The organism is Mesorhizobium sp. C268A, assembly GCF_040324475.1.
In the GTDB taxonomy this organism is placed as follows: Bacteria; Pseudomonadota; Alphaproteobacteria; order Rhizobiales; family Rhizobiaceae; genus Mesorhizobium.
In genome coordinates this window covers 4,168,485-4,193,055 of sequence record NZ_JAMYVX010000001.1, presented here as the reverse complement: position 1 = coordinate 4,193,055, position 24,571 = coordinate 4,168,485, and the positions used below count along the sequence as shown (strand labels likewise).

Sequence of the window (24,571 nt, the reverse complement as noted above, 5' to 3'; positions counted from 1 at the left end):
TTTTCATGCTTTTTTACGGTTTCAGGCCGGAGGTGCTGCGTCCCGGCCCCTGGTTTCGCGATAATAGGACCAGAAAAGCCGCGATGCGACGCCTCGCCACGGGCTCCATGATTCGGCCAGAGCGATCAGCGTTTTCTCCGGCGGACGCGGCTCTATGCCGAGCGCGTGGCCAACCGCGCTCTGCAGCGCGACGTCGCGCGCGGGGAAAATATCGGGGTGGCCGGCGGCAAACAGGAGATAGACTTCCGCCGTCCACGGGCCGATGCCCGGCACCGCGATCATAGCCGCGATCGCCTCTTCGGCGTCGAGCGAACAGAGGTGATGCAGGTCGAGCCCCTCAACCACGGCCTGCGCAACCGCGATCAGACCGCGCTGCTTCGGCCGCGACAGCCCAGCCTCACGAAACATGTCCTCGCCGGCGGCAAGGATCGCCTGCGGCGTTAGCGGATCGACCAGTTTCACCAGCCGGCCGAAAATGGCATCGGCGCTCGCACGGGATACTTGTTGCGAAACGATAATGGAGGCCAGGCTTCGAAAGCCGGGCTCCGACAGCCGCAGCGGCACCTCGCCGGCCATGCCGCGCACCTTTTCCAGGCGCGGATCGATTGCGCAAAGCGCATCCAGCCCGCGCGCAATATCGTCCAGTGTCGCGATGCGTTGCATGTTTTCTTGTTCCTGAACCGACCTCACGGTAGCAATTGGCAAAACCGCTGCACAACCCGATTGCCGCTTGTGAGATGACGCTCCTGACATTCCGCTTCGCGCCGAGCCCGAATGGCGAACTGCATCTCGGCCATGCCTATTCGGCACTGCTCAACCAGCAACTGGCGCGTGCGGCCGGCGGCCGCCTGCTGCTGCGCATCGAGGACATCGACACGATCCGCTGCACGCCTGAATTCGAGGCCGGCATCTTTCGCGACCTCGGATGGTTAGGTCTCGAATGGGAACAGCCGGTGCGGCGCCAGGCCGAGCATTTCACCGACTATCAGGCCGTGCTCGACCGGCTGGTCCGCGAAGAACTCGTCTACCCTGCCTTTATGAGCCGTGGCGAGATCAGGGCCTTCATCGCCGACAGCGAAAAGCGCGGCCGCGACTGGCCGCGCGACCCGGACGGCGTGCCGCTTTATCCCGGCGCCGACAAGGCGCTGCCGATCAGCGAACGCAACCGCCGCATCGCCGAAAATGCGCCCTTCGCCTGGCGCCTCGACATTGATGCAGCGCTGGCGCGCGTCGGCACGGATTTGTCCTGGCGCGAATTCACCAACGAGACGCTTTCGGCGACGCAGCGCGTCGAGGCGCGTCCGCAGGACTGGGGCGACGTCATTCTGGCGCGCCGCGACATCCCGACCAGCTATCACTTGGCCGTCGTCGTCGACGACGCTCTGCAAGGCGTCAGCCATGTCGTGCGTGGCCGCGACCTTTATTCCGCGACCGGCATCCAGCGCCTGCTGCAGGAACTGCTCGGCCTCGGCCAGCCGCAGTATTTCCACCACCGTCTCATACTCGGACCGGATGGGCGCAAACTGTCGAAGAGTTTTGCTGATACCGGCCTTGCCGCGCTGAGGCAGGCAGGCATGTTGCCGGACGATGTCAGGCGGCTGGTCGGGCTCTGACTAAAGCCGGGCCAGCCCCGCCTTGAGCAGCGCCAACGCGCCTATAAACGCGAAGGCGCCGCCCAGTCCCCAGGCAACCGCGAGCTTCAGATCTCTCAGGACGATGCCATGTTCGTTCGCGGCCATGACCGCGGCGAAAAAGCCGAGCGTGAACAGCAATGTGTTGCCGGTCGACCCAAAACCGTCCTCCTGCATGATGGCGTCGAGCGCTGAACCGAAGAAGAAGCCAAACACGGCCACACTGGCCACCGTCATCAAAGCCAGCTTGTATCGAGATGCAACAGCATGCGCGCTCCCTGTCGAAGCCAAAACGCCATGTCGCCGGATCGATCGACAGAAGTCGATTGCCCTGACGCCGCCCTTTGAATTCGGCCACCTCCTACATCAGGATGAGCTTATGTACCAATTGTTTCACTTTGCTTGCCGGATTGAACCGCATTAGAGCAATTGCCGTATTTGTCTCTTCACCGAATCGGACCTCTCCACCGGAAACGGCTTCCCCGAAATGCACAGTCTCAAGCGGTTCATCCCCGCCTCGTTTGTCGTCCTGTGGGCGACAGGTTTCATCGGCGCGCGCTACGCCATGCCCTGGGCGGAGCCCTTCACCTTTCTGGCAGCCCGCTTTGTCATCGCCGCCTTGCTGCTTGCCGGGCTGATGCTCGTGCTTGGCTCGAAGCGAGCCACAAGGGCAGAAGCGCTTCACGCCACGGTCGCCGGCATCCTCATGCATGGCATCTATCTCGGCGCCGTGTTCTGGGCGATCCACAGGGGCATGCCCGCCGGGCTTTCGGCGCTGATCGTCGGCCTGCAACCGCTGATCACCGCCGTGCTTGCCGGCCGGTTCCTCGGCGAGGACATCCTGCCGCGCCACTGGGCCGGCCTTGCCGTCGGCCTTGTGGGAGTGATCATCGTGCTGTGGCCGAAGCTCGGCGCTCTCGGCGGCGGCGTTACGCCCGAAACCCTGACGGCGTCGCTGGTCTCGGTGCTGGGCATGAGCGCCGGGACCATCTGGCAGAAGCGCTATGCCTCGGGTGGCGACCTGGTGGCGGCGACGATGTGGCAATATATCGGCGGCGGCTCGCTGATGATCCTGGCTTCGCTGGCACTGGAGACCCACACGGTGATCATCAACGGCGAACTGATCTTCGCCATGGCCTGGCTGGTCCTGGTGCTGTCGATCGGCGCCATCTTCCTGCTGATGGTGATGATCCGCGACGGCGAGATGTCGAAGGTCGCGTCGCTGTTCTACCTGGTGCCGGCCGTCACCGCTGTCATCGCCTGGGCGCTGTTCGGCGAACAGCTCAGCCTCGTGCAGATCGTCGGCATGGCAATCGCGACGCTCGGCGTCGGGCTGGCCACGGCTCGGCCAGCCAAAACCTAGCTGCCGACCCGTGCGCGCGCTTCGAGAAAGCGGCTGATCGCCGCATTGAGTTCGCCGCCGAGGATGAAGATCGCCGACAGCATATAGAGGAAAACCACGGCGATCATGATCGAGGCGAGGCCGGCATAGGTCGTCACATAGGACGAGAAATGGTCGAGGTAGGTCGCGAACATCGTCGAGCCGACAAGCCACGCAGCCAGAGTGAAGATGATGCCAGGCACCAGCGAGACAAAGCGGCGCTTGCCCGCCGGCAGCCAGTAGTGGACGGCAAACAAGCCACCAATGATGACGGTTGAGGCGATGACGTAGCGCCACAGCGTGATCGTGCCCGTATAGGGTTTGATCCACTCGAAATGAGCTTCCGCCAGCCGCGCCAGCAAAGGCGCAAAGACCAGGAGCACGCTGATCGCCAGGAAACCGGCCGTCGCGATCAGCACGAAGAAAATGCTCTGCACCCGGCGGTAGATGATGCCGCGCGTTTCGGCGACGCGGTAGGCGCGGTTGAGCGAGGTGCGCAGCGCCTCGATGCCGTTGGAGGCGAAATAGGCCGCCAGAAGCACGCCGTAGGTCAAAAGATCGGTGCGCCGCACGGTCAGCACGTTGAGCACCTCGCGCGCGATAGGCTTGGCGATCTGTTCGGGCCAGGTGTCGAAGACCAGGTGCACGGCAGTATCGGCGAACGCCTGCGCGCCGAGGAAGCTCGCCAGCGTGGTGGCGAAGATCAGGAACGGGAACAGCGCCATGAGCGAAGTGATCGCCAGATGGCTGGCCATGGCCCAGCCGTCATCGGTGTTGAAATGGCCAAGCGCGTCATAGAGCACGCGGCGCAGCACGACGATATTCCGCATCAAGAGCCGCGTTCCCTTCGATTGTCTCGACGCCGCGAATATGGGAAGGGATTGTGGCAAATGGCAACCCTTGCTCAAACCACGATGCCGCCTGCCAAAGAGTTGCGCACCATCATCGTCACCGGCGCCTCGTCCGGGATAGGCGCCCACTGCGCCCGTGCGCTGAAGGCGGATGGCTGGCGCGTGTTTGCAACGGCGCGCAAGCCGGATGACATAGCCGCACTTGAAGCCGACGGCATCGAGGCCTTTTATCTCGACTACCGTGAGCCGGATTCCATCGCAGCACTTGCGGCATCGGTGCTGGAGCGGACAGGCGGGCGCCTCGACGCCCTGTTCAACAACGGCGCCCATGCACAGCCCGGCGCCGTGGAAGACCTGCCGGTTGCGGCATTGCGCGAGCAGTTCGAGGCCAATTTCTTCGGCTGGCACGACCTCACCCGACGCATCGTACCGGTAATGCATCGCCAGGGACATGGCCGCCTCGTTCATTGTTCCTCGATCCTTGGGCTAGCGCCGGTGCCTTTTCGCGGCGCCTACTCAGCCTCCAAGCACGCGCTCGAAGGCCTGATGCTGTGCATGCAGCAGGAACTCAGGGGCAGCGGCATCCATGTCTCGCTGATCGAACCGGGGCCGGTGACCTCGAAAATCGCCAGCAACGGGCTGTTCTGGTTCCTGAAAAACATCGACCACGAGAATTCCGTCCACCACGTCGCCTATGCCGCGCAGCTGGCGCGGCTTCGGGCCGGCGGCAGCTCATCACGGCTGAAAAAGGGGCCGGAGGTGGTCTATGCGGCCTTGCGCCATGCACTTCTGTCGCGGCGCCCGCGCCCGCACTATGTGGTAACAGTGCCGGCCAGGATTGGCGTGATGCTCAAGCGCATCCTGCCGGCATCGATGCTCTACCGCGTTCTGGCCGGACGCGCCTGATCGCAACAGAACTGGGAACAGATCATGGCAACCGTCATCAAAGTCCTCCTCGTCCTCGTCATGGTCGCCGTGGTGATCGTGCTTGTCCGCGGCCTCATCAACATGATGCGCGGCGGCTCCGGTGTGAGCTCGAACAAGCTGATGCAGGCACGCGTGCTGCTACAGGCGCTGGCGTTGGCACTGATCCTGCTGGTGGTGTATTTCACCCGCAAGTGACGGCCGTTCGGGAGGCGACGTGGTCAAGCTCAACAAGATCTACACCCGCACCGGCGATGACGGCACCACTGGCCTCGGCACCGGTGAACGCAGGCTGAAATCCGACCTGCGCGTCGATGCCTACGGCACCGTCGATGAAGCCAATGCCTGCATCGGCATCGCCCGCCTGCACACAGCGGCAAGTTATCCCGCCATCGACGCCATGCTGTCCCGCATCCAGAACGATCTGTTCGACCTCGGCGCCGATCTCGCCGTGCCCGACGACGGCAAGCCGCTCGGCTACGAGCCGCTGCGCATCATCGCCTCGCAGACCGACCGCGTCGAAAAGGATATCGACCTTCTCAACAAGGATCTGCAGCCGCTCAAATCCTTCGTGCTCAATGGCGGCACGCCGGCGGCGGCAGCACTTCATCTTGCCCGCACCGTGGCGCGACGGGCCGAGCGGATCATGGTGGCGCTGGCGCAGGACCCGGCCGAACATGTCAATCGCGAGGGGCTGAAATACATAAACCGCGTCTCCGACTTTCTGTTCGTCGCCGCCCGTGCGGTCAATGACAACGGAAATGCCGACGTGTTATGGGTGCCCGGCAAGAACCGCTGAATTTTCTCGAAGGCGGGAAAGGGCTTGGGGCATGTTCATCCCGCTTTACGACTCCAACAGGTTGCGCCACATCCGGCTGCAATATGTGACGATCGGCCTGATCGCGGCCAACGCGTTGGTCTTTCTCATCACCACGATCGGCGGCGAAAATTTCAACAATGCCGCCGTGCTCGGCCTCGGCTTTATTCCTTCCGTTGTCCACGATACGGCAGAACTCTCGCCCCAATTCGTCGTCATTCCGGAGAGCCTGAGTTACCTCACCTATGCCTTCCTGCATGCCGATATCTTTCATCTCGGCGGCAACATGCTGTTCCTGTGGGTGTTCGGCGATAATGTCGAGGACGCACTCGGCCACATCCGCTACCTCATCTTCTACCTGCTTTGCGCCATCGCCGGCGCCTTCTTGCAGGGGCTCGTCGCCTGGAGTTCGGAGGTTCCGCTGATCGGCGCCTCCGGCGCCATTGCCGGCGTCGTCGCCGCCTATCTGGTCCTCTACCCCCGGGTGAAAGTGTGGGTGCTGGTCTTTGCCCGGATTCCGCTGCGTATCCCGGCCTTCATCCCGCTGATCCTGTGGATCGGCTTCCAGGTGGTGATGTTTGCCGCCGGCGGCGAAAACCAGATATCCTGGGCCTGCCATATTGGCGGCATCATTGCCGGTGGCGTGCTGGTGCTCATCATGCGCAGCCGCGGCGTGCCGCTGCTCGCCGGTGGCGACGGCGAGCCGCAACCCGCCGATCAGCCAGCCGCTTCTACTGGGCCGGCGCCAGCCGGTCCCGCTCCCGTGCAACCTGAGACGCGTTGGGGCCGGGGTGGCGCTTCCGGTCACAAGTGAACCGATTTGGGTGGTTTGGCCGCTGCCGTGGCATATTGACGTGTTGCGTCGCCACAACTACGGAGAGCGCCACCGCTAGGCGGCAGAAGACCAGAATTCGTCCGGCCAGGATTCCGTTTGGCCGGAATTCAGTCAGGAATGTCGGCTTTCGACAACTCTGCGGAGGCGCACGCTGCTATAGCGCGCCCGGATATCTCAGGAGAGGTGACAGACAATGAAGATCCTTGTGCCCGTGAAGCGGGTTGTGGATGCGAACGTCAAGGTTCGCGTCAAGGCCGATGGTTCGGCGGTGGAACTCGCCAACGTCAAGATGGCGATGAACCCGTTCGACGAGATCGCGGTGGAAGAGGCGCTCCGGCTGAAGGAAGCCGGCAAGGCCGAAGAGATCATCGTCGTTTCGGTCGGCCCGCAGCAGGCGCAGGAAACGCTCCGCACCGCGCTCGCCATGGGCGCCGACCGCGCCATCCTGGTCAAGACCGACGAGCAGACCGAGCCGCTCGGCGTCGCCAAGGTGCTGAAGGGCGTCGTTGACGCCGAACAGCCCGGTCTCGTGATCCTCGGCAAGCAGGCGATCGATGATGACTCGAACCAGACCGGCCAGATGCTGGCCGCCCTGCTCGGCTGGGCACAGGGCACTTTCGCCTCCAAGGTCGTGCTCGACGGCGACAAGGCCAAGGTGACGCGCGAAGTCGACGGCGGCCTGCAGACGGTGGAACTGAAGATGCCGGCGATCATCACCGCCGATCTTCGCCTCAACCAGCCGCGCTATGCCTCGCTGCCCAACATCATGAAGGCCAAGAAGAAGCCGCTCGACGAAAAGAGCCCGGCCGATTACGGCGCCGACGTCAGGCCGCGCCTGAAGGTGCTCAAGACCGAGGAGCCCAGCGGCCGCAAGGCAGGCGTGAAGGTCAACAGTGTCGCCGAACTGGTCGACAAGCTCAAGAACGAAGCCGGCGTGCTCTGAGACTGGAAGGAACAGATAAAATGACCATTCTCCTCATCGCAGAACACGACAACGCCAGCCTTTCCGACCAGACCGCGAAGGCGCTCTCGGCGGCGCTGCAGATCGGTTCGGACGTGCATGTGCTGGTCGCCGGCAAAGGCGCCAAGGGCGCGGCCGACGCCGCTGCCAAGCTCGAGGGCGTGAGCAAGGTGCTGCTGGCCGAGGCCGACGAACTGGCCGAGCGCCTCGCCGAACCGCTCGCCGCACTCGTTGTCTCGCTGGCCGGCGCCTACGACACCATAATCGCGCCGGCGACCTCGTCGGGCAAGAATGTCGCGCCGCGCGTGGCGGCCCTGCTCGATGTCGCGCAAGTCTCCGAGATCATCGAAGTGGTTTCACCAGACACGTTCAAACGGCCGATCTATGCCGGCAACGCCATCCAGACGGTGCAGTCGAGCGACGCCAAGAAGGTCATCACTGTGCGCACCGCCTCCTTCCAGGCTGCCCCGGAGGGCGGCTCGGCAGCTGTCGAGACGGTCAAGGCCGCGGCCAATCCCGGCCTCTCCACTTTCGTCGAGAACAAACTCTCGGAAACCGACCGTCCGGAGCTGACCTCGGCCAAGATCATCATTTCGGGCGGCCGCGCGCTCGGTTCCTCGGAAAAGTTCCAGGAAGTCATCCTGCCGGTCGCCGACAAGCTCGGTGCAGCCGTCGGCGCCTCGCGCGCTGCCGTCGACGCCGGCTACGCCCCGAATGACTGGCAGGTCGGCCAGACCGGCAAGGTCGTGGCGCCTGACCTCTATATTGCCGTCGGCATTTCCGGCGCCATCCAGCACCTTGCCGGCATGAAGGATTCGAAGGTCATCGTCGCCATCAACAAGGACGAAGAGGCGCCGATCTTCCAGGTTGCCGATTATGGCCTGGTCGGCGACCTGTTCGTCATCCTGCCGGAACTGCAAAAGGCGCTTTGACGCTTTCTGCCAAAGCGTATTAAATTGTGAAAGGGTGGGGTAGACGAAGCTGCCCCACCCTTTTAGTTTGCACTGCACAAAAAGCAGGCCGCAAAGGCCTTTTCGACGGGATCGCTGCAAATGGCCAAGATCGAGACGATCGGCATCATCGGCGCCGGCCAGATGGGCGGCGGCATCGCGCATGTATCAGCACTTTCGGGTTTCAAGGTGCTGATCTACGACGTCTCGCCCGACCGTATCGAGAAGGGCATTGCCACGGTCAGCGGCAACATGGCCCGCCAGGTCGGCTCCGGCAAGCTTGAGGAAAAGCTGCGTAACGAAGCGATGGCGCGCATTTCCGCAGCCCCCACCATGGCTGATCTCGCCGGTGCCGATCTGGTTATCGAGGCGGCGACCGAGGACGAGACGGTCAAGCGCAAGATTTACGCGCAGCTCTGTCCCCAGCTCAACCCGGAAGCCATTCTGGCGACCAACACCTCGTCGATTTCGATCACCCGGCTTGCCGCGCAGACCGACCGTCCTGAGCGTTTCATCGGCATACATTTCATGAACCCCGTGCCGCTGATGAAGCTGGTCGAACTGGTGCGCGGCATCGCTACCGAGGATCAGACCTTCGAGGCGGCCAAGGCCTATGTGAAACAGCTCGACAAGACCATCACCGTCTCTGAAGATTTTCCGGCCTTCATCGTCAACCGCATTCTGTTGCCGATGATCAACGAGGCGATCTACACGCTCTATGAGGGGGTCGGCTCGGTCGATGCCATCGACACCGCCATGCGGCTCGGCGCCAACCATCCGATGGGACCGCTGCAGCTCGCCGATTTCATCGGCCTCGACACCTGCCTGTCGATTATGCAGGTGCTGCATGACGGCCTGTCGGATTCGAAATATCGCCCCTGCCCGCTGCTGGTGAAATATGTCGAGGCCGGCTGGCTCGGCCGCAAGACCGGGCGCGGCTTCTACGACTATCGCGGCGAGCATCCGGTTCCGACGCGCTAACCACCAGAACGAAAGTTCCGTGCTCCCTCAGGACGCCGCTGCAAGCGGCGGCTCTGCTTGGCCTCTTGACCCGGTATCGTCAGGCGCCACGGAAACACAGCCGCGGCCGGCGGCCTTGGCCGCATAGCAGGCAGCATCGGCCCGGGCGATGATCTCGTCGACTTCACCGCTGTTGCTGTGGATTGGCGCCAGCCCGATGCTGGCATCGATCGCATGCGGCCGGCCGTCCCAGCTGAACTGCAGGCCGCGGATGGCGTCGATGACAGAGCGTGCGGCAATCCTGGCGCCGGCGCTCGGCCCGGCTTTCAGGATGACCGCGAATTCGTCGCCGCCGAGGCGGGCCACGATATCCTCCGGCCCAAGCGCACCGCGAATGGCCTCGGCAACCCGCTTCAGCAAGGCGTCGCCGGCGGCGTGCCCGCCAGTGTCGTTGACCAGCTTGAAATGGTCCAGATCGATGAACATGAAATGATGTTCGCCCGCCGACCTGGCTGTGCCGGCCTTGCGGCTCCGGTCGACCAGTTCCTCCATGGTGCGGATAAAGCTCGAACGGTTGGCAAGGCCGGTCAGCGCATCATGCGCGGCGGCATAGGCGAGCTGGCGCTGCAAGGCGCGCGCATCGGTGAAGTCCTGGAAGACGATGACAAGACCGCAGAACTCCTGGCGGTCGTTCATGATCGGCGACACCACCTGGCGGATGCTGCAGCGTGTGTCGTCGCGACGGATGAGGACGGCGCGACTGTTCTGGTCGGCAGGGCTGGCGCTGCCGAGCGCCGGCCGCGTCATGCCGATCCTTTGCCCGGTTTCTTCGTCCACCGCCCAGTAGACATGGCCAAGCGTCTTGCCGAGCGCCTCCGCGCCAACAACGCCGGTGAGCTTTTCGGCGACCGGGTTCATGAAGGTGATGCGGTTGGCGGCATCGGTGCAGATGACGGCGTCGCCGATCGACTGCAGCGTCACCCTCAGCCGCTCCTTCTCGTCGGCCAGCATTGCCGCCGATACGATGAGGCTTTCCTCGGTTTGCTTGCGCTGGGTGATATCGGTCAGGCTGCCGATGGCCCTGACCAGCCGTCCGTCCTTGTCGCGTTCGAGCGTCTTGCCGCGGTCGAGGATCCAGACCCAGTGGCCATCCTTGTGGCGCATCCGGAACTCGGCTTCGAAGAACGGTGTCCTGCCCTCCAGATGGGCACGATCGGCTTCGGCGACGTTTTCGCGATCGTCGGGGTGGATCATCGCCAGCCAGCGGTCGGGGTCGCCGTCCAGTTCGCCATCGGCATAGCCCAGCATCTTCACCCAGGTGGCGGAGTAGGTGGTGCCGCCCTTCCGCATATCAAGATCCCAGACGCCTTGTCCGGCGCTGGCCAGGGCAAAATTCCAGCGCGTTTCGGCTTCGGCTATGCGCGCCTCGGATTGCTTGCGCGCATCGATATCCTCGATCTGGGAGACCAGGTAGAGCGGGCTCCCGCTCTTCTCGTCGCGAATGACGGAACCGGCAAGATGGGCCCATACCGGCGTGCCGTCCTTCCTGAGGTAGCGCTTTTCGAAGTGGAAGGCGTTGACGGTGCCCGCCCGCATGCCGTCCATCGTCTCACGGCCGATCTGCACATCGTCGGGATGGGTGATCTGAAAGAAGGTCAGCGCCTCGATCTCCTGCTTGCTATAGCCGAGCATGGCGGCGAAGGCCGGGTTGGTTTCGTGGATGCGGCCGTCGAGGCCGACAATGGCGATGCCGATCGCCGAATCCTCCATGGCGCGGCGGAAACGCTGCTCGCTTTCGGCGATCTGCCGGCGGTCGTCCAGTATCCGGTAAATGAACAGGGCGGCGAGAATCAGCGCAACGGCGGCGACCGGCACCGATATCTGCAGGCAGAGTTTCAGCACTTCGGCGCTGACATCGAGCCGCGACAGCAGGAGCGCGACCACGGCAGCGCAAAGCCCTCCGGCCGCAAGCACCAAAGCCACGTGACTGTCAGCCCGCAGGCTTTTTCGCTCTCGTCGCATCACTGTGCATGCCACCCCATGCGCAACACATTTCTGCAAAAAACACTGGATGATCGTTTTTAAGGAAAGGTTGCGCCGGAGCCACCGGCAACACGGTGAACCCGCAAACAATTGCCGGCATGATTAAGCATCGGTGATTATTGGGCGATCTTGAACGGCCCGGTCACCAGCGCACGAAGAACCGTCCCCCGAGCGCGCCCAGACCGGCGAGGACGGCGATGGCGAGCGTGTACCAGGTGGCGACGAAAAGCGGCGAATCGTCGAAGCAGTGCGCGGCGTAGAAGGTCGCCGCCAGGCCGCCGGCGAGCAGTCCCGCGACCGCCCCGGCCAACACCGGCCGCGTCGGCGCGCCATAGCGCAGCATCCACAGGAAGACGGCAAGCGGGCCGATGCCGATCAGCGGGATGAAGCCCATGCAGATCATCATGTTGGAGCCGACCATGCGCGTGCTCCACATCGGCTCCGGCACCATGAACAGTTCGAGAGCCACCGCCACGGCCACCAGCAGCGGCGCCGCCAGCATCCAGGCCGCGGCTCTTGCCGTCGAAGCGCCCGGCGTCGACAACGCCCGGACCAGGCCAAAGGCGGTGACGGCGAGCACGATGGTGAACACGAACTTCGCCAGGAACCGCATCGTGTGCATGGCGGTCATGATGTCGGGACGCGGGCCGATGGTGAGAAAGAAGACCAGAGCCGCGATCACCGCCGCGGCTGCCGCCGCCATCAACCAGGCCGAGCGCAGCGGCATCGCCTTGCTGCTTGTGTCGGCGTCGAGTGCCTTGATGAGATCCTCCGTCCTCATGTCACTGCCGCCCGAAGCGCCCCTGCCCAAATCGCTTGGCGATCGCGGCAAGCCCGCGATGCAGCGACACCCGCACCGCCGTCTCGCTGACGCCGAGCGTGGCCGCCGTCTCGCCGATGGAGCGGCCGTCGACCGAGATCGAAGAAACGACGGAACGCTGCGCAGCCGGCAGTCCGTCCAGCGCCCGGTTGATGTCGCGTTCGCTGACGGTCTCGGTTTCCGGCTCGGCAAAGGTCTCGGCGATCTCGTCGATCTCGATTTCGATGCGCCGTCCGCGCCGCCGGAAAGCATCGATCAGCTTGAAGCGGGCTATCGCATAGATCCATGGCAACACCGGCGCGTCCTGGCGCCAGGTATGCCGTTTCACATGAATGGCCAGCAAGGTTTCCTGCACAACATCCTCGGGATCGACCCCGCCCTGTACGATCTTGCGCCTCGCAAAGCCGCGAACCAGCGCGGCGATCCGGTGCAAAAAGTCGGCGTAGGCCCTTTCATCTCCCGCGATCGCGGCCCGCATCAGCCGGGAAAGCTCGGCCTCATCCTTGCCGCTCACAAGAGTTCACTCCCCGATCTTCGCGCCTCGGCACCGATTTGTTACGTGTCCGGCGAAATGATGTCCAAGCCAAAGTGCCGCAAAATCACGAAAGTTTGCGGGAGCGGCGACCGATTGAAGCAGCCGAGCAATGTTGACTACTGCTGTCAGGTATCGATAGGTGCAGCCTGCGAAACCAGAACCACCGAGATTGAGGATGACGCCATGAGATACACGCTCTCCACCCTAGCGGGGGCCACAGCGCTGGCCGTGAGCATGATCGCCGGGCCGGCGATGGCCGCGGATGCCGGCATCATCGTCTACAACGCCCAGCATGAGAGCCTGGCCAAGGAATGGGTCGAAGGTTTCACCAAGGAAACCGGCATCAAGGTCACGCTGCGCAATGGCGGCGACAGCGATTTCTCCAACCAGATCGTCGCCGAGGGCGCTTCTTCGCCGGCCGACGTGTTCCTGACCGAAAACTCGCCGGCGATGACCCTGGTCGAAGCGGCGGGCCTTTTCGCGCCGGTCGACGCCGACACGCTGGCGCAAGTCCCGGCCGAATTCCAGCCGAGCAGCGGCAGATGGGTGGGTGTCGCGGCGCGCAGCACCGTCTTTGCCTACAACAAAACCAAGCTCACGGCCGAAAAGCTGCCCAAATCGATGCTCGATCTCGCCGATCCGAGCTGGAAAGGCCGCTGGGCAGCCTCGCCTTCCGGCGCCGATTTTCAGGCCATCGTCAGCGCGTTGCTCGAGCTCAAGGGCGAAGCCGCAACCGCCGACTGGCTGAAGGCCATGAAGGAGAATTTCACCGCCTACAAGGGCAACGGCACGGTGATGAAGGCGGTCAATGCCGGCGAGATCGAAGGCGGAATCATCTACCACTATTACTATTTCGGCGATCAGGCAAAGACCGGCGAAAACAGCAAGAACGTCGAACTGCATTATTTCAAGAACCAGGATCCCGGCGCTTTCGTCTCGATCTCCGGCGGCGGCGTGCTCGCCTCGAGCAAACACCCGAAGGAAGCCCAGGCGTTCCTCAAATGGGTGACCGGGAAAGGCGGCCAGGACGTGCTGAAGACCGGCACGTCCTTCGAATACGCTATCGGCAAGGACGCGCAGTCCAATCCCAAGCTGGTGCCGCTGGCCGACCTGCAGGCGCCGAAGGTCGATCCGGCGACACTGAACTCCAAAAAGGTGACGGACCTGATGACGGCAGCCGGCTTGCTTTAGGCTGGGTTCGTCCTAAAAGGGCAACGATTGCGCTCCTGCCGGACTTTCCGCAGGAGCGCTCTGTTTTCGAGATGGCATTGTCCATGACAACACATTGCGTTTCCGGCCGCGCCTGCGGCGCCCCCGCCCCGGCGGCAGTGGCGCGGTCGAGCTGATGCAAACTGCGGTCGATCTCGCACGTTCAGGCCAGACAGTCGGGCGGTCCCGCCGGAAGCCCATGTCCTGGATCGCGCTTGCCGCCATAATTGTCTCGCTGCTGTCGCTGCTGCCGCTGGCGTTCATCATCTGGATCGGTGTGCAGATCGGCTGGGACACTGCTTCGGCCCTGGTCTTCCGGCCGCGCGTCGGCGAACTTCTGGTCAACACCGTGCTTCTGGTGGCGCTCACCGTGCCGATCGCCACCGTGCTGTCGGTGACGCTGGCATGGCTGACCGAGCGCAGCGACCTGCCCGGCGCCCGGCTGTGGGCTTGGCTGTCGGTGGCGCCGCTCGCCATCCCCGCCTTCGTGCATTCCTACGCCTGGATCACCATGGTGCCGACCTTGCACGGCCTGTGGGCCGGCGTGCTGGTCTCGGTTCTCGCCTATTTCCCGTTCCTCTATCTGCCGCTGGCGGCGGCTCTGCGCCGGCTCGATCCTGCTTTGGAGGACGCAGCCGCAGCACTCGGCCTTGGACCATGGCGGGTGTTTTGGCGTGTCGTGCTGCCGCAGCTGAGACTGGCCATTTGCGGCGGCGCGCTGCTGGTCGGCCTGCATCTGCTGGCCGAATACGGCCTCTACGTCTTCATCCGCTTCGACACTTTCACCACGGCGATCGTCGACCAGTTCCAGTCGACCTTCAACGGTCCCGCCGCCAACATGCTAGCCGGCGTCCTGGTGACTTGCTGCTTCGTGCTGCTCGCGCTGGAGGTGCTGGTGCGCGGCGAGGAACGCTATGCCCGCGTAGGCTCGGGTGCCGCGCGCCGCCAGCAGCGCACCAGGCTCGGGCGCGCCACGCTGCCTTGCCTGGCTCTGCCTGCCATCACCACGCTGCTCGCCATCGGCGTGCCCTTCGTCACCATCGGCCGCTGGCTGGTCGCCGGCGGCGCCGATGTCTGGCGTTTCGACGAGATCGGCCTGGCGCTTGGCCAGACGCTCTTCCTGGCGCTCGCCGGCGCCTTGCTTGCGACCATCGCCGCCATGCCGATGGCCTGGATCTCGATCCGCGCGCCGGGACCGCTGCAGCGGCTGCTCGAAGGCTGCAACTACATTGTCGGTTCGCTGCCCGGCGTGGTCATCGCGCTGGCCTTGGTCACCATTACCGTGCGCATCGCCATGCCGCTCTACCAGACGCTGTTCACAATCCTGGTCGCCTATGCCCTGATGTTCCTGCCGCGCGCCTTGATCAGCCTCAGAGCCTCGATCGCACAGGCGCCGGTCGAGCTCGAACGCGCCGCCGCCAGCCTTGGCCGGCCGCCGCTGAAGGCGCTTTGGTCGACAACGATTCGACTGTCGGCGCCGGGGGCTGCGGCCGGCATGGCGCTGGTCGCGCTCGGCATCATGAACGAGCTGACCGCCACCCAGATGCTGGCGCCCAACGGCACGCGCACGCTGGCCATGGCGTTCTGGTCCTATAGCGGCGAGATCGACTATGCCTCCGCCGCCCCTTACGCCTTCATCATGGTGGCGATGTCGCTGCCGCTGACCTGGCTGCTCTATGTCCAGTCGAAACGGATGGCCGGGCGATGAGCTTTCTCGAAATCAGTGGCCTCACCAAGCACTACGGCCCGGTCGCAGCCCTTGCCGGCATCGAGCTCAGCGCCGCAAGCGGCAGTCGCACCGCGATCGTCGGCCCGTCCGGCTGCGGCAAGACGACGTTGCTGCGGCTGATCGCCGGCTTCGAGGCGCCCGACCAGGGCCGCGTCGTGCTCGACGGCGAGGTGCTGGCCAATGGCGGCCATGCGGTGCCGGCGCACCGCCGCGGCATTGGCCTGGTGGCGCAGGACGGCGCCCTGTTCCCGCATCTCAGCATCGCCGACAATATCGGCTTTGGCATGGCCCGCGGCGAGGACCAGCGCGCCGAGCGCATCGCCGAGCTCGCCTATACCGTCGGGCTGGACAAGGCGATCCTCAAGCGCCGCCCGCACCAGCTCTCCGGCGGCCAGCAGCAGCGCGTGGCGCTGGCCCGCGCCATGGCGATGAAGCCCAGGCTGATGCTTCTCGACGAGCCGTTCTCGGCGCTCGACACGGGGCTGCGCGCCTCGATGCGCAAGGCCGTGGCCGAACTGCTCGAAGCCGCCGGCATCACCACCATCCTGGTCACCCACGACCAGGCCGAGGCGCTGTCCTTCGCCAGCCAGGTCGCGGTGATGCGCGACGGAAAGTTCTCGCAGGTCGGCACGCCGCGTGAGCTCTATATGCAGCCGAAGGACCGCATGGTCGCCGAATTTCTTGGCGACGCCATCATCTTGCCGGCAAAGATTTCAGGCGGCTTCGCCACCTCCTCGCTCGGCCGCATCGCCGTCGACTCGAAGGAGCGGCGCGACATCGCCCGCATCATGCTGCGACCGGAGCAGGTGCAGGTAAAGCGCACGTCGCGCGAAGGCATGTCGGGTCCTGCGGGCACGATCTTCGCCGAGGTGACGGACTCGGAATTCGCCGGCTCGATGTGCACCATTGCGGTGCGTTTGTTGAACAACCCCGATCCGCCCGACGCCGCGGCAATAGGCAGCACGCCGCTGATCCTGCGCAAACCGGGTATCGACGCGCCTTCCGTCGGCGAGATCGTGCGCCTGACAGTTTCCGGCAAGGCGCATGTCTTCGCCTGAACTGCCGATGCGTCGGATTGGCGCGAGCGGCTGCGTCAATCGACTCGTTTCCCAGCATTGTCGAACCAATGCAGCTTCTCGGCCCTGGCCACGACGCGCAGTTGATCGCCGGGTTTGGCCGTGGCGCGGCCGGCCACACGCACGACGATGCGGTTGCCGCCGGCGGCACAGTGAAGAAAGCTTTCGGCTCCCACAGGTTCGACCGCCTCGACCGCCGCAGGCAGAATAAGCGCGCCGGATGATGCCTCGGCACTGAAGGTGACGTCGGCATCCTCAGGGCGGAAGCCAAGCGTGGCGGCGTTCGTAGGCGCGAAGTCAACCGTCTTGCCGTCGGTCAGCGCCGGACCAGCCGGTCCTTGCGAAAGAGGCAGAAGGTTCATCGGCGGCGCTCCGATGAAGCAGGCGACGAAGGTCGATGCCGGCTTCTCGTAGATGTCGAGCGGCGCGCCCGTCTGCTCGACCAACCCGCCATTCATGACGACGAGAATATCGGCCAGCGTCATCGCCTCAAGCTGGTCGTGGGTGACGTAGACCGAGGTGACACCGAGCGAGCGCTGCAAATTCTTGATTTCGACCCGCATCTGGCCGCGCAGTTTGGCGTCGAGGTTGGAAAGCGGTTCGTCGAACAGGAAGACTTTTGGATTGCGCACGATTGCGCGACCCATGGCCACGCGCTGGCGCTGGCCGCCGGAAAGCTCGCGCGGGCGCCGGTCGAGCAGCGCCGTGAGCTCCAGCACCTTGGCGGTCGAGCGAACCCTGCTGTCGATCTCGTCCTTGGGAGTACCCCGGTTGCGCAACCCGTAGGCCATGTTGTCGTAGACCTTCATATGTGGATAGAGCGCATAGTTCTGGAACACCATGGCGATGTCGCGCTCGGTCGGACCGATCGTGTTGACGATCTTGCCGTCGATGGCGACGATGCCGGAAGAAATGGTCTCAAGCCCGGCGATCATCCGCAGCAGCGTGGACTTGCCGCAGCCGGACGGCCCAACCAGAACGCAAAGCTCCTTGTCGGGAATGGCGATCGAGACACCCCTCACCGCCTCGACGCCGCCGGGATAGACTTTCTTCACATCCTTCAGATCGACGGTCGCCATCAGCTTCTCACTTTTCGGTATCGACCAGTCCGCGCACGAACCAGCGTTGCATCAGCACCACGATCAGGATCGGCGGCAGGATGGCCAGCATCGCGGTGACCATGACCAGATGCCATTGGGTATCGGCATCGGCGAAGGAGACCATCTTTCTAAGTGCGATGACGATGGTGTTCATGTCATTGCTGTTGGTGACGAGCAGCGGCCACAGGTACTGCGTCCAGCCATAAATGAAGAGGATGACGAACAGCGCCGCGATGTTGGTGCGCGACAGCGGCAGCAGGATGTCGAAAAAGAAGCGCCATGGTCCGGCGCCGTCGACACGCGCCGCTTCCACCAACTCACCTGGGATGGTCATGAAGAACTGGCGAAACAGAAGCGTGGCGGTGGCCGAGGCGATCAGCGGAATGATCAGGCCGGCATAGGTGTCGATCATGCCGAGATCGACCATCACCTTGTAGGTCGGCAGGATGCGCACCTCGACGGGAAGCATCAGCGTGATGAAGATCAGCCAGAAGAAGACCATCCGAAGCGGAAAACGGAAGAACACGATCGCATAGGCCGAAAGGATCGAGATGAAAATCTTCCCCACCGCGATGCCGAGCGCCATGATCGTGGTGTTGAGCAGCAATCGGCCGACACTGACGCCGCCGATGCGGCCGACACCGCCGAACAGCGCCTCGCTGTAATTGTTCCAGACCTGGTCGCCGGGCAAAAGAGGCAATGGCGGCTTGAGGATGGTCTGCAGCGTCTGCGTGGAGGCAACGAAGGTGTAGTAGATCGGGAAAGCGACGATCAGGATGCCCAGGATGAGCACGGCGTGGGCGATGAGGGCGCGAAGCGGGGACTGACCAATCATCGCTCGCGCTCAACCGTAGTGGACTTTGCGTTCCACATAGCGGAACTGGATGGCCGTGAGTGAGATGACGATGACCATCAGGATGACCGACTGCGCGGCCGAATCGCCGAGGATCAAATTGACGAAACCGTCATTGTAGACCTTGTAGACCAGCGTCTCGGTGGCCTTGCCTGGCCCGCCGCCGGTGACGGCATGAACGATACCGAAAGTGTCGAACAGCGCATAGACAGTGTTGACGACCAGCAGGAAGAAGGTCGTCGGTGCGAGCAGCGGGAAGACGATGGTCCAGAAGCGCTTCGTCTCCCCGGCGCCGTCCATGGCCGCCGCCTCTATCAACGTCTTCGGCACCGCCTGCAGCCCGGCGACGAAGAACAGGAAATTGTAGCTGATCTGCTTCCAGGCAGCCGCAGACACCAGCAGGATCATGGCTTGGTTTCCGTTAAGCAAGGGATCCCAGGCGATGCCGAGACCTCTCAAGGCGTAGGCCAGCGAACCGATCGAGGGGTTGAACAGAAACAGCCACAACATGCCGGCAATCGCCGGCGCCACCGCATACGGCCAGATCAGCAGCGTGCGATAAAGGCCTTTGCCGCGCACCACCCTCTCGGCCATGACGGCAAGCAACAGGGCCACACCCATGGCGACCATCGCGGTCGCCAGAGAGAACACCAGCGTAACTTTGATCGAGTTGAGGTAGGCCGGGTCGGCCAGCACCTTGCGAAAATTGGCGAGCCCGACGAACTTGCTCTTCAGCCCGAACGGGTCTTCCCTAAGCATCGACTGGTAGAGCGCCTGCCCCGTCGGCCAGTAGAAAAAGATCAGCGTAATGGCGAGTTGCGGCGCCACCAGCAGGTAAGGCAGGGTCTTGTTGGGAAAGACGACGCGTGGAGACAGTGTGGTTCCCTCGCTGTTCAGGAAGTCGTCCACGCGGGTCCGCGTGGACGAGGTTCAACTGACAAATCGCTTCAATTTCCGATCGCTTCCTGAATCGCCTTGTTGCCGCGTGCGACCGCGTTGTCGAGCGCCTGCTGCGCAGTCTGCTGGCCGGCCAGCATCTTCTCGAACTCCTCGTTCTCGATGTCGCGCACCTGCGGCAGGTTGACGAGGCGCACGCCCTTCGAGTTCTCGGTCGGCGCCTTGCCCAGCATCTGCAGGATCGGCGTCTCACGGCCCGGGTTCTTGTCATAGAAGCCGGACTTCTTGGTCGCCTCATAGGCAGCGAGCGTCACCGGCAGATAACCCGACTTCTGATGCAGATACTCCTGCACTTCGGTCTTGGACAGGTAGGAGAAGAACGCCGCGACGCCCTTGTATTCCTCGTCCGATTTGTTGCCGAACACCCACAGGCTGGCGCCGCCCGGCGTGGTGTTCTGGGGCGCGCCCTTGGCGTCACTATCATAGGGAAGCTGGCCGATGCCGTAGTTCATGCCCGACTTGACGATGTCACCGAGACCCCCCGACGATTCGGTGAAGATGCCGCATTCTCCGGCAAGAAAGATCTGCTTGGCTTCGGATGTACGGCCGCCATATTTGAAGGTGCCGTCCTTGGCCAGGTCGGCGAGCGCCTGGAAATGATTGACGAAGATCGGCGCATTGATCTTGAGCTCGACGTCGGTTCCGGCAAGTCCGTTCTGGTTGGTGCCATAGGAAACGTCGTTCCAGGCCGCGAAGGCCTCAAGGTGGATCCAGGTCAACCACGTCGAGGTATAGCCGCAGGAAGCGGCGCCGCTCGCCTTGATCTTCTTGGCGGCTTCCCACACCTCGTTCCAGGTCTTTGGCGGGTTGTTCACATCAAGCCCGGCCTTCTGGAAAATATCCTTGTTGTAGTAGAGGATGGGCGACGAGGAATTATAGGGGAAGGACAGCATGGTCCCGTCCGGCTTCGAATAGTAGCCGACGATGCCGGGCAAATACTGGCTCTTGTCGAAGGTCACGCCGGCGCTGGTCAGCACATCGGCCACCGGCTTGATCGCACCTTCGGCGGCCATCATGACGCCGGTACCCACGTCGAACACCTGGATGATATCGGGCGCTTGCCCCGCACGAAAGGCAGCGATGCCGGCATTCAGCGTTTCGGGATAGGTGCCCTTGAAAACAGGGAGAATTTCATAGTCGCTCTGGCTGGCATTGAAATCCTTGGCGATCTTGTCGACCACCTCGGCATTGGCGCCGGTCATTGCATGCCACCAACTGATCTGGGTGGCGGCGAAGGCGGAGGTGGTGGAAAGCAGGGTCAAGGTGGCGGCAACACCGGCCGCAAAGCCGAACAACTTCATGTTTCATCTCCCGTTTGTCATTGGCGAAAGGGGCACTCCCGCAAAGGCAATATGTGTCGCTGATGACAATCGGACAACGGATTTGTTGCTGTTTCGTGAATTTCATACCCGGCTAACTTCGCGCCCCCTCGCCTTGCAACGAGGACAGAGAGAAATGCCAAGCCGGCTCAGCGATAGAATGGGGCATGGTGGGCCTGCAAGGATCGCCGACCGCCCAGCGATGCGTGAAGGGCCCGCGTGACAGCGCCACGCACCTGCACCGTGAGGCCGCCAAACCGGCGCTCGGCCAGATCGAGATCGGCCGAGCGGCATCGCGCCAGGCGCTGCTGTAACCGTGCGTCTGGAATGAGACAGGATCGCCGCAACGTACAACCCGAAAAACCCGCTGTAGTTGTAGTTCGCATAACCGATTCTTCGTCAAGCGTGGCATACTAATCAAGTGGACGGCTTGATTGCTGTGGGAGAGCAGGTGGGCGAGATGCTGACGGTCTATAATTGTATCGTGCATGAGCACGATCTGAGACTGGTCGCACTGGCAGCGCTCATTTGCGGTATTTCTTCCTTCTCGGCGGTCAACCTGCTTCGCCATGTCGACCGCTCGAGCGAGCGCAACCGCTATACCTGGCTGATGATAGCAGCCACTTCCACCGGCTTCGGTATCTGGGCGACGCACTTCATCGCAATGCTTGCCTTTTCTCCCGGAATCCCCAACGCCTACAATACGGAAATGTCGGCGCTTTCGCTCGCCGGTTCCGTCGCCCTGACCGCTGCGGGCATGTGGATCGCCACCTTGCGCCGGGGCATCGACTACCCTCTGGTCGGCGGCGCGGTCCTCGGCGCTGGTATCGCCGCCATGCACTATATCGGCATGGCCGCTTTCGAGGTCGAAGGGCGCATCGTCTGGAACCCGCTGCTGGTCGGCGTCTCGGTGCTGGCAGGCGTGACCCTCGCCGCGCTGGCGCTGCTGGTCGTGTTGCGACGGCCGTCCATGCAGGCCACAATCGCCGCCGCCATCCTGTTGACGCTGGCGATCTGCAGCCTGCACTTCATCGCCATGGGCGCGGTGTCGATCTTCCCGGACTCCTCCATCGAGATATCACAGTTCACGGTCGAACCGGTGTCGCAGGCCTTCGCCGCCGCTGCAGTCAGCATGGCTATCCTGGTGCTTTCAGCCGCAGCATTGTGGATCGACCTTCGCTTCCGGCGTCACAAGCTCGAGGCCGAGCGCATGCACGGCCTCGCCAACGCCGCCGTCGAGGGGCTGATCGTCTGCGACGGCGCCCGCATCGTCAGCGCCAATGACAGCATCGCCGCGCTAACCGGCATTGCGCCGGAAGTGCTGAACGCGATGCTGCTTGGCGACCTCTTCGGCGAACGCACCGCGGCCGGCATGTCCGACTGCAGCGGACAGGCACAGGAAGCCGAACTCAGAGCCCATGACGGCGCCACCATCCCCGTCGAACTTATCGCCAGGAGCATCGATTATTGCGGCAAGCGGCACAGCGTGGTCGCCGTGCGCGACATCCGCGAACGCAGGAAGGCCGAGCAGGAGATCCTGCGCCTCGCCCATTTCGACCCGCTGACCGGGCTCCCCAACCGCCGCAGTTTCTCCGGCCGGCTCGAGGCCGAAATTGCCGCAATGGACCGCGGCGGCAAGGGTGGGCATCTTGCGCTGCTGCTGCTCGACCTCGACCGCTTCAAGGAAGTGAACGACCTGTTCGGGCATGGCGCCGGCGATGCCATGCTGCAGAAGGTGGCGCTGTGCGCCTCCGCCGTGCTCCGCCACGGACAGATGCTGGCGCGTCTCGGCGGCGACGAGTTCGCCATCATCGCTCCGAACCTTCCCGATCCGCAGGCGGCCGGCCGCATCGCCGAGGCGGTGCTGGCGGCCATGCGCGAGGAAAACCGGCTGTCGGTCGGTGGCGGGCTGGTGTCGGCCAGCATCGGCATTGCACTTTATCCGCTCGACGCCGATGAGCCGACACTCCTGGTCAGCCACGCCGACACCGCGCTCTACCGCGCCAAGGCCGAGGGCAAGGACACCTACCGTTACTTCGAGGCCTCGATGGGCGCCGAGGCGCGAGACCGGCGCGTGATGGAGCACGAACTGCGCCAGGCCATGGCGCGCGATGAGTTTCGCCTCGTCTACCAGCCACAAAAGGAGATCAGCAGCGGGCGGATGGTCGGGTTCGAAGCGCTGATCCGCTGGCGCCATCCACAGCGCGGCGACGTGTCGCCGGCGACCTTCATCCCGGTGGCCGAAGACAGCGGCGTCATCATCCAGATCGGCGAATGGGTGCTGGCGACGGCCTGCGCCGAGGCAGCGCGCTGGAAGAACCCTCTCACCGTCGCGGTCAATGTCTCGGCGGTGCAGCTCCACAATCCGAATTTCAGCCGCAAGGTGCATGAAGTCCTGCTCGGCTCCGGCCTGACGCCCGGCAGGCTCGAACTCGAGATCACCGAAACGGCGCTGGTCAAGGACATGCCGCGCGCGCTGGCGACCTTGCGCCAGGTGAAGGCGCTTGGCGTGCGTGTGGCGATGGACGATTTCGGCACCGGCTACTCCTCGCTGTCCAATCTCCGCGCCTTCCCCTTCGACAAGATCAAGATCGACGGCTCATTCATCAAATCAGTCGACAGCAACGGCCAGGTGGCAGCCATCGTGCGCGCCGTTCTGGGGCTTGGCCGCGGTCTCGGCCTGCCGGTTCTGGCCGAGGGCGTCGAGACGCTGGGCGAGCTGAAATTCCTCGACGCCGAGGCCTGCGAGATCGGCCAGGGCTACTATCTAGGCCGGCCCAGCCCGATCGAGGCGTTCAGCGAACTGACCGGCGTAGCGGCACCGGCGGCACAAGACGACGCCGGCGTCAAACAACGCGGCGGCAGCATCTTGATGCTGCCGCCGGCGGCGGCCCTGCGCTCATCCTAAGGGGCGAGTGCGGCCTCGACCAGGCGCTTGGCATCCGGTCCCGACCATTCGGCCGGTCCGTTCATATGCGCGATCAGGCAGCCTTCGCCGTCGATCAGCATGGTGACGGGGAGGCCTAGCGCCAAGCCACGCGTCTTGACGTCGTTGAACAGCGCCAGCGTCGAATCGCGGTAGTAGCCGAGCGACCCGATGCCGATATCGGCTAGGAACTTCTTCGGCTTCACATCGTCGCCGGCATCGACATTGACCGCGACCACTTCGAAGGCATCGCTGCCCTTTTCCTTCTGCAGCGTATCGAGCGCCGGCATTTCGGCGCGGCAGGGCGCGCACCACGTCGCCCACAAGTTGAGCAGCACGGTCTTGCCGACATGATCGGCGATCGTCATCGGCTTGCCGTCTGGGCCGTTGAAGGCGAGGCTTTTCAGCGATTGCGGCGGATCGGCGGGCAGCAATGCCGCCACCTGGCCGGTGGCTGCGGCGGCAACCTTTTTGGCGCGGTCGCTCTTGGCGGCGCAGGCGACATCGTCCTTGCTGTTGCCCGCGCCGGCCGCAGGTGCGCTGCCGGTGGCTGCGTTGTTGCCAGACCCGCTCTCGCTGACATATACCGCGACCGCGCCGGCCAGCACGCCCGCCACCAAAGCGGCGAGGATCAGGCGCGGGGCCGGGAAGTATCTGTTACCGTCTGCCATTTTTCTAAGACTGCTCCGGAGCA

General features: G+C 63.8%; 25 protein-coding genes. 14 read left to right on the top strand and 11 right to left on the bottom strand.

Annotated elements, in window-relative coordinates:
- Positions 1 to 21: 21 nt before the first annotated feature.
- Positions 22 to 663 carry a DNA-3-methyladenine glycosylase family protein gene (locus tag NKL06_RS20495; RefSeq protein ID WP_023685318.1) on the bottom strand — a complete coding sequence of 214 codons (642 nt, stop codon included), beginning with the start codon at positions 661 to 663 and terminating at the stop codon, positions 22 to 24.
- 74 nt (positions 664 to 737) lie between these two features.
- Here NKL06_RS20495 and gluQRS point away from each other — a divergent pair, with 74 nt between their 5' ends.
- Complete coding sequence (gene gluQRS, locus NKL06_RS20490; RefSeq protein WP_023694010.1) at positions 738 to 1,613, top strand: tRNA glutamyl-Q(34) synthetase GluQRS; 876 nt, start codon at positions 738 to 740, stop codon at positions 1,611 to 1,613.
- On the opposite strand, the gene NKL06_RS20485 is transcribed toward gluQRS, so the two are convergent.
- Positions 1,614 to 1,871: a hypothetical protein gene (locus tag NKL06_RS20485; RefSeq protein ID WP_352580822.1), complete on the bottom strand. Its 258-nt coding sequence runs from the start codon at positions 1,869 to 1,871 to the stop codon at positions 1,614 to 1,616. It lies immediately after the preceding gene.
- Positions 1,872 to 2,118: 247 nt separating this feature from the next.
- Here NKL06_RS20485 and NKL06_RS20480 point away from each other — a divergent pair, with 247 nt between their 5' ends.
- Complete coding sequence (locus tag NKL06_RS20480; RefSeq protein ID WP_031195766.1) at positions 2,119 to 2,994, top strand: DMT family transporter; 876 nt, start codon at positions 2,119 to 2,121, stop codon at positions 2,992 to 2,994.
- Here NKL06_RS20480 and NKL06_RS20475 read toward each other — a convergent pair.
- Positions 2,991 to 3,842, bottom strand: coding sequence for a YihY/virulence factor BrkB family protein (locus NKL06_RS20475; RefSeq protein ID WP_023671675.1), 852 nt, complete (start codon positions 3,840 to 3,842; stop codon positions 2,991 to 2,993). The genes NKL06_RS20480 and NKL06_RS20475 overlap by 4 nt on opposite strands.
- 60 nt (positions 3,843 to 3,902) lie before the next feature.
- On the opposite strand from NKL06_RS20475, the gene NKL06_RS20470 reads away from it, so the two are divergent.
- From NKL06_RS20470 to NKL06_RS20440, 7 genes are all read left to right on the top strand, one after another.
- Positions 3,903 to 4,769, top strand: a complete 867-nt coding sequence (locus NKL06_RS20470) for an SDR family oxidoreductase (RefSeq protein WP_081725566.1) — start codon at positions 3,903 to 3,905, stop codon at positions 4,767 to 4,769.
- Between the two features lie 24 nt (positions 4,770 to 4,793).
- Positions 4,794 to 4,985: a twin transmembrane helix small protein gene (locus tag NKL06_RS20465; RefSeq protein ID WP_023671673.1), complete on the top strand. Its 192-nt coding sequence runs from the start codon at positions 4,794 to 4,796 to the stop codon at positions 4,983 to 4,985.
- Positions 4,986 to 5,004: 19 nt separating this feature from the next.
- A complete protein-coding gene (locus NKL06_RS20460) occupies positions 5,005 to 5,586 on the top strand; it encodes a cob(I)yrinic acid a,c-diamide adenosyltransferase (RefSeq protein WP_023671672.1) in 582 nt (193 codons plus the stop codon).
- 31 nt (positions 5,587 to 5,617) lie between these two features.
- Entirely contained in the window at positions 5,618 to 6,418 is an 801-nt protein-coding gene (locus NKL06_RS20455; protein ID WP_023694012.1) for a rhomboid family intramembrane serine protease, read from the top strand.
- Positions 6,419 to 6,632: 214 nt separating this feature from the next.
- On the top strand, positions 6,633 to 7,382 hold the full coding sequence (locus NKL06_RS20450) for an electron transfer flavoprotein subunit beta/FixA family protein (RefSeq protein ID WP_023694013.1): 750 nt from the start codon (positions 6,633 to 6,635) through the stop codon (positions 7,380 to 7,382).
- 20 nt (positions 7,383 to 7,402) lie between these two features.
- Positions 7,403 to 8,332, top strand: coding sequence for an electron transfer flavoprotein subunit alpha/FixB family protein (locus tag NKL06_RS20445; protein ID WP_023685323.1), 930 nt, complete (start codon positions 7,403 to 7,405; stop codon positions 8,330 to 8,332).
- Positions 8,333 to 8,452: 120 nt separating this feature from the next.
- Positions 8,453 to 9,331, top strand: coding sequence for a 3-hydroxybutyryl-CoA dehydrogenase (locus NKL06_RS20440; RefSeq protein WP_023671668.1), 879 nt, complete (start codon positions 8,453 to 8,455; stop codon positions 9,329 to 9,331).
- Positions 9,332 to 9,358: 27 nt separating this feature from the next.
- Here the strand turns inward: NKL06_RS20440 and NKL06_RS20435 are convergent, their stop codons facing one another.
- From NKL06_RS20435 to NKL06_RS20425, 3 genes are all read right to left on the bottom strand, one after another.
- Complete coding sequence (locus NKL06_RS20435; protein ID WP_050587141.1) at positions 9,359 to 11,293, bottom strand: PAS domain S-box protein; 1,935 nt, start codon at positions 11,291 to 11,293, stop codon at positions 9,359 to 9,361.
- Between the two features lie 202 nt (positions 11,294 to 11,495).
- A complete protein-coding gene (locus NKL06_RS20430) occupies positions 11,496 to 12,134 on the bottom strand; it encodes an NrsF family protein (protein ID WP_023671666.1) in 639 nt (212 codons plus the stop codon).
- A gap of 1 nt (position 12,135) precedes the next feature.
- Positions 12,136 to 12,687, bottom strand: coding sequence for a sigma-70 family RNA polymerase sigma factor (locus NKL06_RS20425; RefSeq protein ID WP_023685326.1), 552 nt, complete (start codon positions 12,685 to 12,687; stop codon positions 12,136 to 12,138).
- A 204-nt stretch (positions 12,688 to 12,891) separates the two neighbouring features.
- Here NKL06_RS20425 and NKL06_RS20420 point away from each other — a divergent pair, with 204 nt between their 5' ends.
- The 3 genes from NKL06_RS20420 to NKL06_RS20410 all read left to right on the top strand — a co-directional run bounded on the left by NKL06_RS20420 (position 12,892) and on the right by NKL06_RS20410 (position 16,704).
- Positions 12,892 to 13,899 (top strand): iron ABC transporter substrate-binding protein, encoded by a 1,008-nt coding sequence (locus NKL06_RS20420; RefSeq protein ID WP_023685327.1) that lies wholly within the window; start codon positions 12,892 to 12,894, stop codon positions 13,897 to 13,899.
- A 154-nt stretch (positions 13,900 to 14,053) separates the two neighbouring features.
- A complete protein-coding gene (locus NKL06_RS20415; protein ID WP_023694015.1) occupies positions 14,054 to 15,625 on the top strand; it encodes an ABC transporter permease in 1,572 nt (523 codons plus the stop codon).
- On the top strand, positions 15,622 to 16,704 hold the full coding sequence (locus NKL06_RS20410; RefSeq protein ID WP_023694016.1) for an ABC transporter ATP-binding protein: 1,083 nt from the start codon (positions 15,622 to 15,624) through the stop codon (positions 16,702 to 16,704). The genes NKL06_RS20415 and NKL06_RS20410 overlap by 4 nt, the downstream gene beginning before the upstream one ends.
- Positions 16,705 to 16,739: 35 nt before the next feature.
- On the opposite strand, the gene NKL06_RS20405 is transcribed toward NKL06_RS20410, so the two are convergent.
- From NKL06_RS20405 to ugpB, 4 genes are all read right to left on the bottom strand, one after another.
- Positions 16,740 to 17,801, bottom strand: coding sequence for a sn-glycerol-3-phosphate import ATP-binding protein UgpC (locus NKL06_RS20405; protein WP_023694017.1), 1,062 nt, complete (start codon positions 17,799 to 17,801; stop codon positions 16,740 to 16,742).
- A gap of 7 nt (positions 17,802 to 17,808) precedes the next feature.
- Positions 17,809 to 18,657: a sn-glycerol-3-phosphate ABC transporter permease UgpE gene (ugpE, locus tag NKL06_RS20400; protein WP_023694018.1), complete on the bottom strand. Its 849-nt coding sequence runs from the start codon at positions 18,655 to 18,657 to the stop codon at positions 17,809 to 17,811.
- Positions 18,658 to 18,666: 9 nt separating this feature from the next.
- Positions 18,667 to 19,551 (bottom strand): sn-glycerol-3-phosphate ABC transporter permease UgpA, encoded by an 885-nt coding sequence (gene ugpA, locus NKL06_RS20395; RefSeq protein WP_023694019.1) that lies wholly within the window; start codon positions 19,549 to 19,551, stop codon positions 18,667 to 18,669.
- 71 nt (positions 19,552 to 19,622) lie between these two features.
- The gene (gene ugpB / locus NKL06_RS20390) at positions 19,623 to 20,933 is read right to left on the bottom strand and encodes a sn-glycerol-3-phosphate ABC transporter substrate-binding protein UgpB (RefSeq protein ID WP_023685331.1); all 1,311 of its coding nucleotides are present in this window, start codon (positions 20,931 to 20,933) and stop codon (positions 19,623 to 19,625) included.
- A 185-nt stretch (positions 20,934 to 21,118) separates the two neighbouring features.
- On the opposite strand from ugpB, the gene NKL06_RS20385 reads away from it, so the two are divergent.
- Positions 21,119 to 21,265 carry a hypothetical protein gene (locus NKL06_RS20385; RefSeq protein WP_023694020.1) on the top strand — a complete coding sequence of 49 codons (147 nt, stop codon included), beginning with the start codon at positions 21,119 to 21,121 and terminating at the stop codon, positions 21,263 to 21,265.
- Between the two features lie 146 nt (positions 21,266 to 21,411).
- A complete protein-coding gene (locus NKL06_RS20380; protein ID WP_023694021.1) occupies positions 21,412 to 23,859 on the top strand; it encodes a bifunctional diguanylate cyclase/phosphodiesterase in 2,448 nt (815 codons plus the stop codon).
- Here the strand turns inward: NKL06_RS20380 and tlpA are convergent.
- Positions 23,856 to 24,548 (bottom strand): thiol:disulfide interchange protein TlpA, encoded by a 693-nt coding sequence (tlpA, locus tag NKL06_RS20375; protein WP_023694022.1) that lies wholly within the window; start codon positions 24,546 to 24,548, stop codon positions 23,856 to 23,858. The genes NKL06_RS20380 and tlpA overlap by 4 nt on opposite strands.
- Positions 24,549 to 24,571: the final 23 nt, after the last annotated feature.

Excerpts from the sequence above, each read along its gene's own strand:
- NKL06_RS20450 (WP_023694013.1), top strand. The coding sequence starts at position 6,633 with ATGAAGATCCTTGTGCCCGTGAAGCGGGTTGTGGATGCGAACGTCAAG.
- gluQRS (WP_023694010.1), top strand. The coding sequence starts at position 738 with ATGACGCTCCTGACATTCCGCTTCGCGCCGAGCCCGAATGGCGAACTG.
- NKL06_RS20405 (WP_023694017.1), bottom strand. The coding sequence starts at position 17,801 with ATGGCGACCGTCGATCTGAAGGATGTGAAGAAAGTCTATCCCGGCGGC.
- tlpA (WP_023694022.1), bottom strand. The coding sequence starts at position 24,548 with ATGGCAGACGGTAACAGATACTTCCCGGCCCCGCGCCTGATCCTCGCC.
- NKL06_RS20495 (WP_023685318.1), bottom strand. The coding sequence starts at position 663 with ATGCAACGCATCGCGACACTGGACGATATTGCGCGCGGGCTGGATGCG.
- NKL06_RS20445 (WP_023685323.1), top strand. The coding sequence starts at position 7,403 with ATGACCATTCTCCTCATCGCAGAACACGACAACGCCAGCCTTTCCGAC.
- NKL06_RS20475 (WP_023671675.1), bottom strand. The coding sequence starts at position 3,842 with ATGCGGAATATCGTCGTGCTGCGCCGCGTGCTCTATGACGCGCTTGGC.
- NKL06_RS20465 (WP_023671673.1), top strand. The coding sequence starts at position 4,794 with ATGGCAACCGTCATCAAAGTCCTCCTCGTCCTCGTCATGGTCGCCGTG.
- NKL06_RS20385 (WP_023694020.1), top strand. The coding sequence starts at position 21,119 with ATGGTGGGCCTGCAAGGATCGCCGACCGCCCAGCGATGCGTGAAGGGC.
- NKL06_RS20380 (WP_023694021.1), top strand. The coding sequence starts at position 21,412 with ATGCTGACGGTCTATAATTGTATCGTGCATGAGCACGATCTGAGACTG.
- NKL06_RS20440 (WP_023671668.1), top strand. The coding sequence starts at position 8,453 with ATGGCCAAGATCGAGACGATCGGCATCATCGGCGCCGGCCAGATGGGC.
- NKL06_RS20470 (WP_081725566.1), top strand. The coding sequence starts at position 3,903 with ATGGCAACCCTTGCTCAAACCACGATGCCGCCTGCCAAAGAGTTGCGC.
- NKL06_RS20420 (WP_023685327.1), top strand. The coding sequence starts at position 12,892 with ATGAGATACACGCTCTCCACCCTAGCGGGGGCCACAGCGCTGGCCGTG.
- NKL06_RS20430 (WP_023671666.1), bottom strand. The coding sequence starts at position 12,134 with ATGAGGACGGAGGATCTCATCAAGGCACTCGACGCCGACACAAGCAGC.
- ugpB (WP_023685331.1), bottom strand. The coding sequence starts at position 20,933 with ATGAAGTTGTTCGGCTTTGCGGCCGGTGTTGCCGCCACCTTGACCCTG.
- NKL06_RS20455 (WP_023694012.1), top strand. The coding sequence starts at position 5,618 with ATGTTCATCCCGCTTTACGACTCCAACAGGTTGCGCCACATCCGGCTG.
- NKL06_RS20480 (WP_031195766.1), top strand. The coding sequence starts at position 2,119 with ATGCACAGTCTCAAGCGGTTCATCCCCGCCTCGTTTGTCGTCCTGTGG.
- NKL06_RS20415 (WP_023694015.1), top strand. The coding sequence starts at position 14,054 with ATGCAAACTGCGGTCGATCTCGCACGTTCAGGCCAGACAGTCGGGCGG.
- NKL06_RS20410 (WP_023694016.1), top strand. The coding sequence starts at position 15,622 with ATGAGCTTTCTCGAAATCAGTGGCCTCACCAAGCACTACGGCCCGGTC.
- ugpE (WP_023694018.1), bottom strand. The coding sequence starts at position 18,657 with ATGATTGGTCAGTCCCCGCTTCGCGCCCTCATCGCCCACGCCGTGCTC.